At 35.9% G+C, this 15393-nt stretch carries 17 protein-coding genes and 1 other RNA gene; 7 read left to right on the top strand and 11 right to left on the bottom strand.

The annotated features are described in order from the left end of the window. Window positions 1–59 precede the first annotated feature (59 nt). The 4 genes from lepB to IGK72_RS04730 form a co-directional block, all read right to left on the bottom strand. Entirely contained in the window at window positions 60–608 is a 549-nt protein-coding gene (gene lepB / locus IGK72_RS04745) for a signal peptidase I (protein WP_002358039.1), read from the bottom strand. A gap of 220 nt (window positions 609–828) precedes the next feature. After that, the gene (locus IGK72_RS04740) at window positions 829–1548 is read right to left on the bottom strand and encodes a LutC/YkgG family protein (protein WP_010817166.1); all 720 of its coding nucleotides are present in this window, start codon (window positions 1546–1548) and stop codon (window positions 829–831) included. Next, window positions 1541–3013: a LutB/LldF family L-lactate oxidation iron-sulfur protein gene (locus tag IGK72_RS04735; protein ID WP_002358041.1), complete on the bottom strand. Its 1473-nt coding sequence runs from the start codon at window positions 3011–3013 to the stop codon at window positions 1541–1543. Before IGK72_RS04735 ends, IGK72_RS04740 begins: the two co-directional genes overlap by 8 nt. Before the next feature lie 12 nt (window positions 3014–3025). After that, entirely contained in the window at window positions 3026–3787 is a 762-nt protein-coding gene (locus IGK72_RS04730) for a (Fe-S)-binding protein (RefSeq protein WP_002360596.1), read from the bottom strand. Between the two features lie 369 nt (window positions 3788–4156). Here IGK72_RS04730 and IGK72_RS04725 point away from each other — a divergent pair, with 369 nt between their 5' ends. From IGK72_RS04725 to IGK72_RS04710, 4 genes are all read left to right on the top strand, one after another. After that, entirely contained in the window at window positions 4157–4444 is a 288-nt protein-coding gene (locus IGK72_RS04725; RefSeq protein WP_002386008.1) for a hypothetical protein, read from the top strand. Window positions 4445–4624: 180 nt separating this feature from the next. Continuing rightward, window positions 4625–4810 (top strand): hypothetical protein, encoded by a 186-nt coding sequence (locus IGK72_RS04720; protein WP_002358046.1) that lies wholly within the window; start codon window positions 4625–4627, stop codon window positions 4808–4810. Between the two features lie 170 nt (window positions 4811–4980). After that, on the top strand, window positions 4981–6333 hold the full coding sequence (locus IGK72_RS04715; protein WP_002382100.1) for an amino acid permease: 1353 nt from the start codon (window positions 4981–4983) through the stop codon (window positions 6331–6333). A gap of 108 nt (window positions 6334–6441) precedes the next feature. Beyond that, entirely contained in the window at window positions 6442–6843 is a 402-nt protein-coding gene (locus tag IGK72_RS04710) for a YxeA family protein (protein ID WP_002358048.1), read from the top strand. Here the strand turns inward: IGK72_RS04710 and IGK72_RS04705 are convergent. The 3 genes from IGK72_RS04705 to ace form a co-directional block, all read right to left on the bottom strand. After that, window positions 6840–7574, bottom strand: coding sequence for a class I SAM-dependent methyltransferase (locus IGK72_RS04705; protein WP_023894533.1), 735 nt, complete (start codon window positions 7572–7574; stop codon window positions 6840–6842). The genes IGK72_RS04710 and IGK72_RS04705 overlap by 4 nt on opposite strands. A gap of 69 nt (window positions 7575–7643) precedes the next feature. Next, the gene (locus tag IGK72_RS04700; protein ID WP_002411160.1) at window positions 7644–9239 is read right to left on the bottom strand and encodes an ATP-binding cassette domain-containing protein; all 1596 of its coding nucleotides are present in this window, start codon (window positions 9237–9239) and stop codon (window positions 7644–7646) included. Between the two features lie 124 nt (window positions 9240–9363). After that, window positions 9364–11388, bottom strand: coding sequence for a collagen-binding MSCRAMM adhesin Ace (gene ace / locus IGK72_RS04695; RefSeq protein ID WP_010714416.1), 2025 nt, complete (start codon window positions 11386–11388; stop codon window positions 9364–9366). 334 nt (window positions 11389–11722) lie between these two features. Between ace and IGK72_RS04690 the strand changes: the two genes are divergently transcribed. Continuing rightward, window positions 11723–12028: a DUF898 family protein gene (locus IGK72_RS04690; protein WP_002360604.1), complete on the top strand. Its 306-nt coding sequence runs from the start codon at window positions 11723–11725 to the stop codon at window positions 12026–12028. A gap of 138 nt (window positions 12029–12166) precedes the next feature. Beyond that, window positions 12167–12533, top strand: a transfer-messenger RNA (tmRNA) gene (gene ssrA / locus IGK72_RS04685). 134 nt (window positions 12534–12667) lie between these two features. Here ssrA and IGK72_RS04680 read toward each other — a convergent pair. The 3 genes from IGK72_RS04680 to IGK72_RS04670 all read right to left on the bottom strand — a co-directional run bounded on the left by IGK72_RS04680 (window position 12668) and on the right by IGK72_RS04670 (window position 13913). Beyond that, complete coding sequence (locus IGK72_RS04680; protein WP_002384733.1) at window positions 12668–12853, bottom strand: hypothetical protein; 186 nt, start codon at window positions 12851–12853, stop codon at window positions 12668–12670. Then, window positions 12838–13350: an enterococcin EntV gene (gene entV / locus IGK72_RS04675; protein ID WP_002358120.1), complete on the bottom strand. Its 513-nt coding sequence runs from the start codon at window positions 13348–13350 to the stop codon at window positions 12838–12840. The genes IGK72_RS04680 and entV overlap by 16 nt, the downstream gene beginning before the upstream one ends. Before the next feature lie 359 nt (window positions 13351–13709). Then, window positions 13710–13913, bottom strand: a complete 204-nt coding sequence (locus IGK72_RS04670; RefSeq protein ID WP_002381996.1) for a DUF378 domain-containing protein — start codon at window positions 13911–13913, stop codon at window positions 13710–13712. A gap of 195 nt (window positions 13914–14108) precedes the next feature. Here IGK72_RS04670 and IGK72_RS04665 point away from each other — a divergent pair, with 195 nt between their 5' ends. Beyond that, window positions 14109–14402 carry a hypothetical protein gene (locus tag IGK72_RS04665; protein ID WP_002358125.1) on the top strand — a complete coding sequence of 98 codons (294 nt, stop codon included), beginning with the start codon at window positions 14109–14111 and terminating at the stop codon, window positions 14400–14402. A 67-nt stretch (window positions 14403–14469) separates the two neighbouring features. Here the strand turns inward: IGK72_RS04665 and srtC are convergent, their stop codons facing one another. Further along, window positions 14470–15324, bottom strand: coding sequence for an Ebp pilus assembly class C sortase (gene srtC / locus IGK72_RS04660; RefSeq protein WP_002379311.1), 855 nt, complete (start codon window positions 15322–15324; stop codon window positions 14470–14472). Window positions 15325–15393 lie beyond the last annotated feature (69 nt).

The raw sequence follows: 15393 nt of genomic DNA, 5'->3' as shown, positions 1-15393 counted from the left end.
ACGGAAACATGTGTTTGTTTTTACACATTTCCGTCCTTCTTTTTTACTCATTGTATCTTTTATTGTTTTGACACTTCTGGTATTGGACCAAACCGTGAGAATGGCCACATAACAAATTTCACTTCACCCAAAATATCTTTTTTATGAATAAAGCCAATGACACGACCGTCTTTTGAATTCCGTCGATTATCACCTAAAACAAAGTAGCTATCTGCTGGTACTTTTTCTTTTAATGAAAAATCGCCTGTCAAAGGTTGACCATCTGTTAAGGCTTTTTTAAATTCATCTAAATAGGGTTCGTCAACTTCTTTTCCATTGATGTACAACGTATCATCCTTGTACGCAATTGTATCTCCAGGTAAACCAATCACACGTTTAATATAATTTTTATCTGGTTCATCTGGCGCTGGGAAAGTAATAATATCGAAACGATTAATTTCTGTGTTTTTTAACGTAATTACCCGTTCACCATCTGCTAACGTTGGATCCATTGAATGACCTCTCACTACGACAGGCGTAAATACAAATTGTCTCAGTAAAAACAGACCCAAAGCTAAACAGGCAAAAAAGACGACTGTTTTAATTAATTCTTTTGATTTCAAACTCATTCCTCCAAAAACCTTATTATCTTATGTCTCATATTCTACCACAAAGTAAATCAATCCTATAGTGCTTAACACCCAATTAATTTTTATGTACGCTTTTTTTACAAAATGGTCAGAAAAAAAACGTATTTCTTTCAAATTTGATTCTTACTTTTTTGATCCTGCTCATAAAAAAAGCATAATCAATTCTAAAAAGGGCTGAATTGATTATGCTTCTAGCGTTTTAGCGATCCATCACAACCACGTAACAAACTTCTAAAGGACCATGCAACCCGACAACCAGTTGCATTTCAATATCTCCTGAATTAGAAGGCCCTGAAATAAAGTGAATCGCTGAGCCGATTTTTTCACCTTTTTCTATTTTTTCTGTATAAAAAGCTGCTGGCTGAGTCGAACGTGGAACGAGTTTGCTAAACGGTATAATTGAAATGTAATGCTTCGGTAAAAAGTGTAAAGCTCTGCCTTGCCCCGCATTGGACTCCACCACAATCGTTCCTGATTCAGCTAGTAAAAACTCAGCAAAGGCAATCGCGATATTTGCCTGAGCAGCTGTTTGAATATTCGCTTCTCGTTGCTCACTTCCAGGTTGCCATTGCTTAACAGAAACAGCCTCTAATGACTTAGCTAAATCAGCTAATCCATAGGCTTCAAAACGTGCATCTGTTGGCAATAAAAGATTGCCCCCACCAAACTCAGCAACAATTTGCTGAATCGTCGTCAGTAAATTTTCTTGTGTGGTTTCCACTAAGTTCGTGTGAATCGTTTCCACACGCTCTTTCACAATTGTTAATAGCTCTGCTGGTGTTTTATCTGCCAACTGTTCTTCTGGTAAATGATTAATTGGCTCAAATGGATGGGCCGAAACAGGCTGTTTTTCTACGCCTAATTTTTCTCGTAGATTTTGTAAAAAAGGTTCTCGATTTTGAATCGCTTCGTTAGTCATTTTTTTCACCTTCTTGATGTTTTTTGAACCAACTTCTGAAGTTTTCTGAAGATTTTGGTGGTCTTGGCAAATCACGAACATCGGTCCAACCTTTTACTAACCCTGGTCCTTTATCAAGGTAGCCCCCATGATTATACATGTTTTCAACAGTAATTTCTTTTTGTTTACTTAAAATGCCCGCTGCAGCATGATCGACTTTCATGGCTGCTTTAAACATTGCTGGTGAACCAGTGGCTTTACCTACCATACGCATTTGGAAATCTTCAAATCCATGTTTCATTTTCAGATCATCGGTCATCACTTTACGATGTTCAATTAATAATTCGTGCAATGGAATTTTCACAGGACACGTTTCCGTACATGCCCCACAAAGACTAGATGCATAAGGCAATTCCCCAAACTGTTTATATCCACCTAAAATTGGAGAAAGCACAGCACCAATTGGGCCTGGATAAATAGAGCCATAACCGTGCCCTCCAATATGGCGATAGACCGGACAAACATTCAGACAAGACCCACAACGAATACACTGTAAGACTGGCTGAAAGGCTGTTCCTAACGCTTTTGAACGTCCGTTATCCAAAATGACCACGTGAAATTCTTCTGGACCATCGGATTCATCCGCATTTTTTTGCCCGGCAAACGTCACATACGTTGTTAAATTTTGACCAACGGCACTTCTGGCTAAAAGGTTATCTAAAACCTCTGCTTCACGCATTGTTGGTACGATTCTTTCCATCCCCATTAACACGATTTGTGTCTTAGGAATACTGATGGTCAAATCAGCATTTCCTTCATTTGTATTTAAGTTAATTAAGCCGCTATCCGCAATAGCGAAATTACAACCTGTAATGCCAATCTCCGCTTCCAAAAAGAATTTGCGCATCACTTCTCGTGCACAGCGTGCCAAATTTACCGGGTCATTATCTCCTTGATACCCTAATTTTTTCGCAAAAACCTGACGAATCTGTTCGCGATTTTTATGAATACTTGGGAAAACAATATGTGACGGCTCATCCCAGTCATCCATTTGTAAAATGAATTCCGCCAAATCTGTTTCCATCACACTAACATCGTCTAATCCCAATAACATTGGATCTATATCGACTTCGGTCGTCACCATTGATTTAGATTTCACAATTTTCTTCGCCTTTTTTTCTAGAACCACTTGTTTCACATATTCATTGGCCTCTTCGGCGGTTTGAGCAAAAAAGACTTTGCCACCTCGTTTGGCGACGTTATCACTGAACTCTTCTAAATAGTCAGGCAGATACTGAATTGTATGTTGGCGAATTTGTTCTCCCAGTTCACGCCATTGTGGCCAATTGCCTAAAGCTTCCCGCGCACCTTCTCGTTTCTCCCATTGGGCATCTTGTGCTTTGGCGACAGCCTTTTGCATAAACACATCTTTTTTACTTTCTTCAATTCGTTCACTTAACGGCTTATTGCTCGTTGATAATCCCACAGTTCTTCCCCCTTACCCTACCGATATGATTTGCGGTTGGTCCATGCGTGCTTCATCCACTTCGTGATTAAGGACTTCTGCAATATGCATAATCTTAATCTTTTTCCCATCACGATTGAATTTACCCCCGATATTCATCAGGCAACCCATATCCGCACTAATTAAAATTTCTGCGCCTGTATCAATCACATCGTTCATTTTTTCCGTCACCATTTGTTCAGAAATAGCTGGCATTTTCACTGAAAACGTTCCGCCAAATCCGCAACAATTTTCAAGATGTCCTAAAGGAATCATTTCTAATCCTTTCACATGATCCAACAAAACAAAGGGGGATTCTCGTTCATTTAAAATTCGCGTCATATGACAAGAACGATGATAAGTGGCTTTCCCATATAGCGTTGCGCCAACATCTTTGACCCCTAAGACACGATAAAGAAACTGACTAAACTCATAAGTTCGCTCAGCTAAACGTTGTGCTTTTGGTCCATAAATAGGATCATCTGCTAAAAATTTGTGGTATTCTTTCATCATGCCGACACAAGACCCCGCAGGTCCCACCACATAATCGGCACCGTCAAAACTATCAATTTGATTCTTAAGCGTTGTCGTGCTCTCTGTCACATAGCCACTATTATACGTTGGCTGACCACAACACGTTTGGCTTGTTGGTAAAACCGTTTCACAGCCATAACGTTCCAAAACCTCTACCATTGCTTGCCCTACATTTGGAAAAAGTAAATCCACCACGCATGTCGAAAATATACTCACTTTCACGCAAAATAACCTCCTCGTTTTCTACGAAAAGGCTCCATGAAATTAATTGGGCGGCTGTCATTAAAAGTCACTTGGCTGTCGTCTCTAACTACTTCACAGTGCCTTTTCAACAAATACGTTATTTGTAACAAAAATCGTTTTTTAAAATGATTCTTATACAATAATTATTTTACCAGTATCTGGTTTTAACAGCAAACGATTCCAGAAATTTTGTGCATTTTCACACAAAAAAGGAAGCTTTTTTATAAAAGTTTCTTTTAACCCCTTTGAAATTCGTTTTTTCTGAAGAAAAGAGTGACGAAATTTTGAAATTTTGGTAAACTAAGAAAAAACGAGAAACGAGGGCCATGCATGTTCATTTCATTTAACATGTTTATTCTATTAATTGTTGCAACGATCCTAATGATTTTTCTGATTATCTATTTGACAGTCACTGGAAATGATAAAAATAATAAAAAGAAACAAAAGAAAGAAACAAAAAGAACTACGCCAACTTTAAACAAAAAAACAACTGTTCCCCCTTCTCAGAAGCCAAATGTTGTGACTGATGTTGCAAAAAAGAGCGAGCCGGAAAAGCAAGCCGTACAACGAACACAGCAACCAACCACTAGAGAGGACGAGACTTCTCAATTTACACGAAGCCAACGTCATAAATGAAAATGGGACATAAGTCGAAATGACTTATGTCCCATTTTCTAATTCTTAAGATAATCAGCTGAACAAAAAATCCGCTAGTTGTTTCACTTTTTCTTTTAATTAATGATAGTTTATTCTTCTTTTCAGGTGTATACTAAATGATTGAAAAGAGACTTTAACTAATTAGGAAGAGGTGATTTTTTGTCTGCAAAGCGGTTTATTCAATTATTCATTTGTTATGCTATTTCAATGATTGTCGCAATACTTTTAACGGACTTATTTAATTTCTCGAGTCCTATAGCTTATTTAGTAGTGGCTAGTATCATCGGCTATGTAGTCATTACTGTTCCATTAACTATTATGACTCTATTAAAAAATAAAAATTAATAAAAAAATTGAGCGATTTTAATCACTTAAATTGCTCGATTTTTTTATTTTCATAATATTTTTCACTTATTTTTTCATTTTCATTGACAGAATAGTTGTAATTGTCAGAAAATTGTATATAATAAAGAAAGTTATTTTCATATTATTTTTTTCAATTAAAGGAGAATCCTATGAGTGAAACACAACAAACAACCTTAAAAAAACAATTAAGCTCGCGCCACATTACGATGTTAGCCTTAGGGGGAGCGATTGGCGCAGGTCTTTTTAAAGGAAGTGGCGAAGCAATTGGTATTGCTGGTCCTTCTGTTTTAATCGCCTTTCTAATTGGCGGTGCTGTTCTCTTCATCGTCATGAGTGGTTTAGGAAAACTTGTTTTAGATGGCGGAGACACACATCATGGTTTGTCTGGCTTAGTTCGACCATTTTTAGGTGCACATTCTGCTGATTTTATTGATTGGGTTTATTATTCCATGTGGACAATTAATATTATCGCAGAAGCGGTTGCCGCAGCTTCCTTTTTACAACTTTGGTTTCCTAATATTCCTGCTTGGTTTTTTGTTTTCATTTTAGCTATTTTAACGACGCTCATTAATCTTTACTCGGTTCGTTTATTTGCAGAAACAGAATATTGGTTGGCGTTTGCTAAAATTAGTGTCATCATTTTGTTAATTATTTTTGGTGTTTATCTGGTGGGACAACAAATGCTAGGCAGTGGTGTCTTCCCTACTTTACAAAGTATCACCGATCATGGTGGCTTCGCCCCACATGGCATGAAAGGTATTGTTAATTCTTTATTAGTAGTTATTTATTCTTATGGCGGTTCAGAATTAATCGCGATTACTGTCAGTGAAGCAGATGATCCTAAAAAAGCCATTCCTAAAGCGATTCGTGGTGTGATGGGACGGATTATTTCCTTCTATATCATTCCATTATTCTTACTTTTGATTATTTTCCCTTGGAATACATTGGCAGGCACAACGGTGAGTCCATTTGTTATGGTTTTTGAAAAAATGAATATTCCTTTTGCTGCTGACATCGTAAATTTTGTGATTATTTTAGCCTTGTTTTCTTCTATTAATTCTGGGGTATACGCCTCTTCTCGCCTTTTATATTTTCGCTTAAAAGATAAAAAAGGACCCATGAGTAAACTAGCGGTTTTAAACAAGCACCAAGTACCTCAACGTTCAGTTTTCTTCTGCGCCAGTGTTTTATATCTGGGCGTTATTCTTTCTTATTTTGTTGGCGATGAATTATTTGGTTACTTAGCCGGTTCTCTCTCTTACACTGTCTTGCTAATTTGGATTTTAATTAGCGCTGCGGCGTTTGTTCTTTCTTTAAAACGAGGATCTCTCTTTGAAAAAAGTATTAATCTCCTTGCTTTAATCATTTTAGGCCTCATCTTTATTGGCATCTTATTTACGAATTCGTTAGGCGTCACTCTTTTAACAGGCCTACTGTACTTTGTTATTTTCTTTAGTTATCGTAAGAAAAATGATTCCTTTCTACTCTCTGATGAAAGCTAAATAGACAAAAAAACGAACAGTTTTGTAAGATAACTGTTCGTTTTTTCGATGTTCCATCTCCTTCTTCTTTTGCTATGCTATTTTTGTAAATTGTTAGGAGGAGAAAAAATGAAAAAAATCGGCGCTATTTTATTTATTGGCTTATTCATTGTTGGTGGTTATACAGGCTATCGTTATTATGCAGATACATATAAGGGTGAAAAAGCCTATGCACAAGTTCCTCTAGAAATTCCTGAACGAAAACAAACAGTAGATGACAATCAAAAAAGCATAGATGGCCAATATTCTTTACACTATCGACTAACTTTTGTTAAAAGTAATGGAAAAACGCAAGTTATGGACTACGAACGGACAGACAAAAATCCTCAACCTTTGGAACCAAATGCTTACATAGAAGCAACCATTAGTAAAAAAAGAATCATCCAATCTCCTGTCAAAATTGATAAAAAAGAGATTCCAGAAAAAGCTTTCGCACAATTAAATAACCGAAAAACAACCAGCGATAATTAGTCATCGCTGGTTGTTTTTTTACATGGAATCGCAATTAATTCATAAATAATGGTACGCTGATTTTGCTTAATTTCATGAGAACCAAAAATTTCTTGTACGCGTTGTTCTAAAATTGGAACTGACCATTGTTCTTCAAAATAGCTGCGGAAAAAGTCTTTTGAAATAGCTTCTGATGCTTCAAAGAAAAATTTTTTTGTGAAAAAAGGTCGCTGTTCTTTTTTTAGAAATGCTTTGTATTTTGCCATCCAATTTAACTGCGGGTTGCTCTCTTGCTCAAAAGGAGAAAACAACGAATCTTGCTCTTCCACTAGCCGAAATATAAGACACCATTCCTCACTTAATTGGCACAATGCATTAACTTTTTCCGGCGTATCCAAAGCAGGGTTCATCGCTGAAAAAACGACTTGAAATTTTTTCCCAGTCTCAATCAGTCTTTCTTGGCTTTGGTGAAGAAAAACAACGTTGCTTTGTGCTTTTGCTTCCGCAATCTCCAACATTCTCTGAGAAATATCGGCTAGCGTATACTCCGTGACTTGCTCTTGAAAAAAAGGTAAATATCGTCCCGTCCCACCTGCGATATCCAGAAATGTCTGACACGGAAAAATGCCTTCTTGGACCAAGAAATCACGTAATTCTCGAGCAATTGGAAATGGCGATTCTTGTTGAATTTCTTCATATTCTTCTGCAAATTCATCCCAAAATTCCGCTAATTCTTGCTCATTATTATTCATCAACAGTTGCCCCTTTCTCTCAATTCTTATAAAAAGTGTAGCAAAAGAAGCGCCAAAGAGCTAACAAGTTCACTCATTTAAATCAATAATTTCATCTACAAATCGCAGGGTTTTAGGTCGATGAGTAACCAAAATAGTCAACTTATTATGGGTAAATTTTTGTACTTCTTGTAACACTTTTTCTTCGGTCTTTTCGTCCAATGCAGAAGTCGCCTCATCTAAAATAAGGATCTCTGCTTGTGTAAATGCTAAGCGTGTAAAAGCAATCCGTTGTTTCTCGCCACCAGAAAAATTCATTCCTTTTTCACTCACAATAGTGTTTAAACCTTCCGGCAACCGTTCATAAAGTTCCCCCAACTGAAAACGATACATAGCTTCAATTACTTGTTCATCAGAAATTTCTTGATTAAATACAATATTTTCTTTCAACGTTCCTTGAAATATTGGCACATCTTGAGATAAATAAAAAACTTTTTCATAATAATCTTCCAAATTAAATTGTGTTAGAGGAAATTGATTCACATAAACTGTCCCCTCTGTCGGCTTCAATAATCCTAAAATCAATTTAATCAGGGTAGATTTACCTGTCCCACTTTTTCCAATCAAGCCATAGGTTTTATTCATTGAAAATTGTCGATTTTGTTGGGACATAATCGTTTGACTATCTACGCTAAAACATACATCTTTTAATGAAATTGTTTGAATTTCAGGTAACGCTTTGCCGGAAACCATTAAGTCAGGATCATCTTCTTTTTTATAAAAATCTTCCAAGCGCTGATAGGCTACTTTATCCAAATTATATTGAACAAATAAAACATTAAATATGGCTATCGGCGTATAAATTCGATCGATATACATCACTATCGCTACAAGTCCACCTAAACTTAGCGTCACGACGTTAGTAAAACTAAGTACGACAATACTTACTTTGATAAGTGCAACTAACAAGGCAAAAAAGCCAAAGAAAAATTCATGGATCATAGTCATTTTTGTTATATTTTGACTATTTTCCTCTGCCATTAACGCGTAATTTTCAATCTCTTTTTTATATTTTCGATTAATTCTAAAAGTTACTAGTTCTGTCATCCCTCGTATCAAAGTAGCATTCATTGCTTCTTCAGAAATAAGTGTTTTTTCTTTCATTTTTTGTAGCGTTTTCAAAAGTATTTTGGTTAAAATAAATACAATCACATAACCAATTAGAATTGCTGGTAGTAATTTTTTATCAATCAATGCTATGAAAAACAAATTAAATAACGTCTCTGGGATTAGCTCTCGAAATAAGCGTCCATAAAAATTCAAGTGGATATTTCTCCCAGCTGCTGCACCAACTTCTACTTTTTGTAGTAAAGCTCCCGCTCCCAGTTTTAGATATTCTTCATAGGAAATCTTGCTCATTTTTATTAAACTTAATTTCTTCAAATAGAAATAGATGCCATTAGTTAAGTAAGCTTTCGGTTTCTGTTCACAGTAAGACAATAGCGGAATTAAAATAATTGTCGTTCCATACGCTACTAACAACCCTAGTTGGAAACTTTTTTGATAATGATCTAACAACTGTTGAAAAAAATAAATTGCTAAAGCACTACATAATGAAACAATCACGCCTATCAAAATGTACCAAGTGAAGCTTTTCTGAAAGTGCGACCATATTTTTTTAGTCATTTACTCCCTCCTTTTCGAGCATTATATACCTTACTGTAGCATAGTTTTTGATTGGCGCCTATCAGCAATTTATCTCCAGATAATAGAAAAGCCCCCCAGCGAAAGCTGGATGGCTTTTCTATTGTTAATTCTTTCTGATTTGTAGATAACTTACACCTAAAACGGCAAATGTACTTGCCAGTATTCCTGCTATTAGCATAAACGGTGTTTTTGTTGTGCCTGTTTTGGGAAGTTCTCGTTGCCCGTTTGCTTCATTTAATTTTTGAATTGGTTCACTAAGCAGTTGGGGAGCCAACTGTGGGCTTCCTTCATTTTTCAATGTATTTAATGGAGCGTTTAGTATTTGTGGTTGATTTTTTGATGTAACATTTTTATTTTTCTCCACAGTTGTTTCTGTGGATGGCTGTTTTTTCTCAGTTGTAGTAATTTCTTTTGTTGGTGAGACATGAACTTCTGGCTGGCTGCTTTCTGCCGTTTCCGTTATACCATTCTCTTCAGTTGTTACGCTTGGTTTTTCAGGTATGATTGGTGCAATCGTGCCTAGTGTTTCACTTTCATCTGGATTTTCTTCTTCCGTTGGCGACACATGGACTTCTGGTTGACTGCTTTCTGCAGTTTCCGTTGTGCCATTCTCTTCAGTTGTCACACTTGGTTTTTCAGGTAGGATTGGTAAAATTGTACCTAACGTTTCACTTTCATCTGGATTTTCTTCTTCCGCTGGTGAGACATGAACTTCTGGTTGGCTGCTTTCTGCGGTTTCTGTTGTGCCGTTCTCTTCAGTTGTCACACTTGGTTTTTCAGGTATGATTGGCTCAATCGTGCCTAGTGTTTCACTTTCATCTGGATTTTCTTCTTCTGTTGGTGAGACATGAACTTCTGGTTGGCTGCTTTCTGCAGTTTCTGTCGTGCCATTCTCTTCAGTTGTCACACTTGGTTTTTCAGGTATGATTGGCTCAATCGTGCCTAGTGTTTCACCTTCATCTGGATTTTCTTCTTCTGTTGGTGAGACATGAACTTCTGGTTGGCTGCTTTCTGCGGTTTCTGTTGTGTCTGTCTTTTCACTTGTTTCTGTTGCCTGTTCCGAAGTAGGTGTCTTTGGTTCCCATTCATCTATTGTCTCTAAAGGAATGTCTAGACTTTCTTCTGTTGGCATTTCCACATTTTGATTGCCGCTTGCCTCGCCTTCTACAAAAACATTTTTAACCTGTGATGTATTTTTTTCATTCGTTGCGTCTTGATTGTTTAGTTGATAATTGATGTCATAACTATTTTCAAATGTTGCTTGATGTTGGCCTGCTTCTGTGATTGTCGAAGTGTAACGGACGATAAAGGAAGTAAAGCGTGCTTTATCCCGATAAAAACGTAAGTTAAAGTCATTATCTGTTACGAAGTCAATTTTGCCATAACCTTGTTGCTCAAACTCGGCAAGTGAAATATATTTAGTTTCTTTGTCATTCACAATATCAAATGTAAAACTCTCTTTATTTAATTGTTGACCACTTCCTTGTCGATCCGCAATTGAAATATCTTCTGTGACATCGGATTTATTGAGGTTCACATTTAAAAACCAACGTACTTGATTTGACTCTCCAGCCAAATCGCCTACTTTATAAAAAAACGGATAGTCTCGCTCAATTTGGCCAGTCTCTGTGTTAGTCACTCCTTCAATCGTCAAACGTTGAGTCGCCGTTGCTGTTCCGAAATCCGTTTCTATCACATTCGGTTGAGAACTATTGGTGATAAGCGTTTTAATCCCGAAAGAAAAATGCCCATTCACATTATGTAAAGATTCAACTTTTTCGTTAAATGTTGCTACAACATGATCTTTATAGATAAAAACTTCCCCTAAACCATTTAAATTGATTTTTCGTGGTGAACTATCGTTCTCGGTCATTCCAACTAGTGCGTCTGGTAAAGTTAAAGTAATAGTATCTCCAGGTTTTATTTTCTGATTTTCTTTGTCACTAAAAGATACTTTAATTGAGGTCATCTCTCCTTGATATAAAGTAGTGTGATCTAATTCTACTTTGTCAACGATTGAACTTTTGCTCAATTCGGCGCCAAACGAAATTGGACCAATCAATAACGCCCCCGCAATTGGTAGAATCATTACCAACAGTAACACTAAAAATTTTACACTTTTTGTCATAAAAAATTATTCACCCTTCTTTTCTCTTATTTTTTCCACTTAGTGGTCTTTTTCAGAAGTTGACAATAGCAAAAAGATATATCTCACACAATATTAATGCTCATTTAAATAGCCTTTTTTTAAAATTTCTAATTCACTTTCTAAGGAAAACGGTTTATTATGGTAGTTACATTAGATAACATTTGTTACAAAATATCTAATGCTGCCAAATTTGAGTTGCATAAATAACATATTTCACATCAATAATGAATAAAAATACTTATTTCATCCTCATTTTGTTTCCCAGGCCATTTATTCTTGTTATAATAAAGTTTATGAGATAAGGAGGAAAAGAATGAAAAATTCATATTTTGACGGTGGTTTAGCAACGTATATCGGGACTTCAATTTTAGCAACCTTGATTACTGTCTTTACATTAGGCATTTGCGCACCTTGGGGAATTTGTATGATGTACAACTGGAAAATCAAGCATACCGTTATTGATGGTAAACGCCTTTATTTTGACGGTACAGCTATGCAATTATTCGGTCATTGGATTAAATGGCTTTTATTAACTATAATTACTTTAGGAATTTATGGTTTTTGGTTGAATATCCGTTTGCAACAATGGATTACAAAACATACCCACACACTTTCATAAAAAGAGGAAGGATGAACTGAGTTACGGTCCATCCTTCCTCTTTTTATGAATATCTAACAGAGTGTTATCCTACTCTTTGAAAAAACAAGGAATTTATGCTATACTTTGATAAGTATCAAGGGATACTTATGTTATTTCGGGGGCGTTACGGATTCGACAGGCATAGTTGAGCTTGAATTGCGTTTCGTAGGTTACGGCTACGTTAAAACGTTACAGTTAAATATAACTGCTAAAAACGAAAACAATTCTTTCGCTTTAGCTGCCTAAAAACCAGCTAGCGAAGATCCTCCCGGCATCGCCCATGTGCTCGGGTCAGGGTCCTAATCGAAGTGGGATACGCTAAATTTTTCCGTCTGTAAAATTTAGAGGAGCTTACCAGACTAGCAATACAGAATGCCTGTCACTCGGCACGCTGTAAAGCGAACCTTTAAATGAGTGTCTATGAACGTAGAGATTTAAGTGGCAATATGTTTGGACGCGGGTTCGACTCCCGCCGTCTCCATTTTTAGAAAAGTAGAGAAAAACAAAAAAGAGCTAAAACCTTATAAAATAAAGGTTTTAGCTCTTTTTTTCTATAAGCAAGAGAAGGCTCGTTACCTCCTCTTACACTTCCTATCACATTATCTTTCTAAAACCACTTCATTTTCTTTTTCTATTGGTGATTTTGGGTATTGCATAGAACATGGCTAAAAATATTATTGTTATCAAAAGAGTTTTTAAGATTTCAATTTCTCCTGAATCTATCCAAGTATACACAAAAGCGATGATAAAAGTAATTACTATTTCCGTAACATGATCTTTTAAATTCATTAGCTTAGCCCACATTGAACTGCCCATAAAGCTAGTTGTCCAGCTACAATAATAGCATTCGTCTTTAACCCATTGGCTTTAGCGAAGCGTAATACAGTCACTGCTAATTCTTTCCAGGCTTTCTTTTGTGCAGCTTTTACAATTGCGCTGATACTAATCATTGCAAAAAACTCATCTTTGATTTTGTTAGCAACGCAACTTCCTAATGCATTCCAATTAAAACGTGCTTGAACTACTGTTGAAGCATCAGAAATATTTACATTTAATTCTTCCTCAACTGAAGAAATCTCTTGCTGAGCAAAATTATTTTTGACATAGTTTTTAAAGTTATCTTCCGTCACTCCATTCGCATACATTTCTTCCAGTCCTTTTGCTACAGCCTCAACTTCTGAATCCTCTAGCTGGTCAGATGCATAAACACTTGTACCAGCGCTGATAAAAATACCTAATGTCATTAGTAATGCCATCGCCAAACAAAAAAATTTAGCCTTTTTTGTCACCTGTAATTCCATAAATAAATCCCTACTTTCTTTTTCCTTGTTATAATCATAACAAGGAAAAAGATAATTTATCATCGAAATCCCTATTTGATGCTTATATTTTCCTATATATCCTAGAGCTGATTTTTCTCACTAGTGATCACATCAATTTGAACTAATGATTCAAAAAAAGACACAGGTTATTTGAGGTACGTTCGAGGTAATGCTAGGTTCTATTTTGAAAACAACGCAGCTCTCTTGAAATATTTTTTGAGCTTGTCTAAACCTTCTGAAACGAATATAGAAAATAAAAAAAGAGTCCCCTTTCTCAAGGAAACTCTCAATTGCTAAGTCAAAATAACTTCACGTTATCTAAATCTTTTAAATCAATCCTATGGTTCGCGGAACAAAGGAGCTAAAAACTTAATAGAATAAATCGCACAAATTCCGACAATAATATAGATAATTTTTGCTAATGGTGTGGTTGCACCGCCACTAATTGTTGCAACTAAATCAAAATTAAATGCACCAACTAATAACCAGTTTAAACCTCCGACAATCAATAAAATTAAAGCAATAATATCCAGATATTTCATTTTTAACACTCCTTCCAAATTTGATAAGCCAAGAGTAACACGTTTATTCTTTATTTACGAAAATAATGATTCAGGAAAAAAAACTTTTTTCAATTATTTTCTCGAGTCATTTTTTCATTATTAAGAATTTTATGATATAACTAAAGAGTAGACAAAAACAGATTCATTATCTCTGATAAGAAATGGTGGTTTATTATGCGTGCTAAGTTATTTTTAATTTTGCGGAATCGAGTGTTATCCCGTGTTGTCTTTGTCATTCTATTTTTACATGTGCTTTTTACCACAAATGATTTCACGGTGTTGCTACTCCTCTTACTATTGAATTATTTACTCACGCTTGAGGATAGCGCGAAAAAAAACAGAAAAATCCAAACTTGGCAGGAATTTAAACAGTCGATTGATTGGCCCTTTGTCGCTTTTTATTCAGGGCTTGCTCTTTTAGTTATTTCGTTAATACTTCTGTTTCTCTGGTTCAATTATGCACGATAAGGAGGATTAAAAATTGAAAAGCTATTTTTTTACTCTTTTTTTTAGTATGTTTAGCCTTTTCGTCATACTACTTTGGTTTTCTGGTCGTCTTTTTCCGTCGCTTGTACCAGATAATGAAGCCGCTAATAATTAACGCACAGGCAATTAAAAGTAATGTCCATAATAGTAAATTTTGTTGTTGTGCCACTTTTTTCATCCCCGCTGCTGCTTTTTCTGGTTGATATGGGATACGATGTCCTCGAACTAATAACCGATGACTGTTTATCATATACGGTGTGCAAGTTAATAAAGTGACGAGATCTTGGCCAGACTCAATGTGTAAATCTTTTGTATCAGTTGGTTCAACGGTTTTTATTTGATCTACTTGATAAGCAAGCGTCTTCCCATTGACTTCGATATAAAATTCATCGCCTTTTTTTAATTCTGGCAAATCTGTAAATAATTTGGCTTGAGGGAGACCACGATGGCCTGAAATGACCGCATGTGTATTCGTACCACCTGTAGGATAGGAGGTTCCTTCTAACAAGGAGCTTCCTTTTTCCAATAGCAATGCATTCGTTTTATCAAAAATTGGTAAACGGACATTTATTTTTGGAATGGTTAAAACACCAATCGTATGACTTTCAAAATAGGATTTGTCTGGTTTTTTCGTTGTTTTTTGCGTTTCAGAAAAAGGATCTAATCCAGGATTGCTGCCTTTTTTCGCTAATTCTTGGTTTTTCTTTTCCATTTTTTCTTGAAGTTCAGCCATTTCTTTGGTGTTTTCTTGGCTTGCTTTTGCTTGATAATGAGCGATAATTTGTTGATCCAGATAGTTATTTAATGCATCGCTAACAAAAGGATACGCAAATGCACCTATTCCAATAATCAGTAAAAGAATCATAAAACCATCAATGATACGACGTTTCTTTTTTGACTTCATTGCTTCCTCCTTAAAAATAAAGCATGAGAGCCTGGGACAGTGATTGGCCCAGGCTCTTTGTTTTTCTAA

Origin of the sequence: Enterococcus sp. DIV0183 (genome assembly GCF_050541505.1) — a bacterium.
GTDB lineage: Bacteria > Bacillota > Bacilli > Lactobacillales > Enterococcaceae > Enterococcus > Enterococcus faecalis.
This window is presented reverse-complemented; position numbering and strand designations above follow the sequence as displayed.

Excerpts from the sequence above, each read along its gene's own strand:
- lepB (WP_002358039.1), bottom strand. The coding sequence starts at position 608 with ATGAGTTTGAAATCAAAAGAATTAATTAAAACAGTCGTCTTTTTTGCC.
- IGK72_RS04680 (WP_002384733.1), bottom strand. The coding sequence starts at position 12,853 with ATGTGGGCTAAGCTAATGAATTTAAAAGATCATGTTACGGAAATAGTA.
- IGK72_RS04725 (WP_002386008.1), top strand. The coding sequence starts at position 4,157 with ATGTTTATTCTATTAATTGTTGCAACGATCCTAATGATTTTTCTGATT.
- IGK72_RS04690 (WP_002360604.1), top strand. The coding sequence starts at position 11,723 with ATGAAAAATTCATATTTTGACGGTGGTTTAGCAACGTATATCGGGACT.
- entV (WP_002358120.1), bottom strand. The coding sequence starts at position 13,350 with ATGGAATTACAGGTGACAAAAAAGGCTAAATTTTTTTGTTTGGCGATG.
- IGK72_RS04715 (WP_002382100.1), top strand. The coding sequence starts at position 4,981 with ATGAGTGAAACACAACAAACAACCTTAAAAAAACAATTAAGCTCGCGC.
- IGK72_RS04705 (WP_023894533.1), bottom strand. The coding sequence starts at position 7,574 with ATGAATAATAATGAGCAAGAATTAGCGGAATTTTGGGATGAATTTGCA.
- srtC (WP_002379311.1), bottom strand. The coding sequence starts at position 15,324 with ATGAAGTCAAAAAAGAAACGTCGTATCATTGATGGTTTTATGATTCTT.
- IGK72_RS04670 (WP_002381996.1), bottom strand. The coding sequence starts at position 13,913 with ATGAAATATCTGGATATTATTGCTTTAATTTTATTGATTGTCGGAGGT.
- IGK72_RS04710 (WP_002358048.1), top strand. The coding sequence starts at position 6,442 with ATGAAAAAAATCGGCGCTATTTTATTTATTGGCTTATTCATTGTTGGT.
- IGK72_RS04700 (WP_002411160.1), bottom strand. The coding sequence starts at position 9,239 with ATGACTAAAAAAATATGGTCGCACTTTCAGAAAAGCTTCACTTGGTAC.
- ace (WP_010714416.1), bottom strand. The coding sequence starts at position 11,388 with ATGACAAAAAGTGTAAAATTTTTAGTGTTACTGTTGGTAATGATTCTA.
- IGK72_RS04740 (WP_010817166.1), bottom strand. The coding sequence starts at position 1,548 with ATGACTAACGAAGCGATTCAAAATCGAGAACCTTTTTTACAAAATCTA.
- IGK72_RS04665 (WP_002358125.1), top strand. The coding sequence starts at position 14,109 with ATGCGTGCTAAGTTATTTTTAATTTTGCGGAATCGAGTGTTATCCCGT.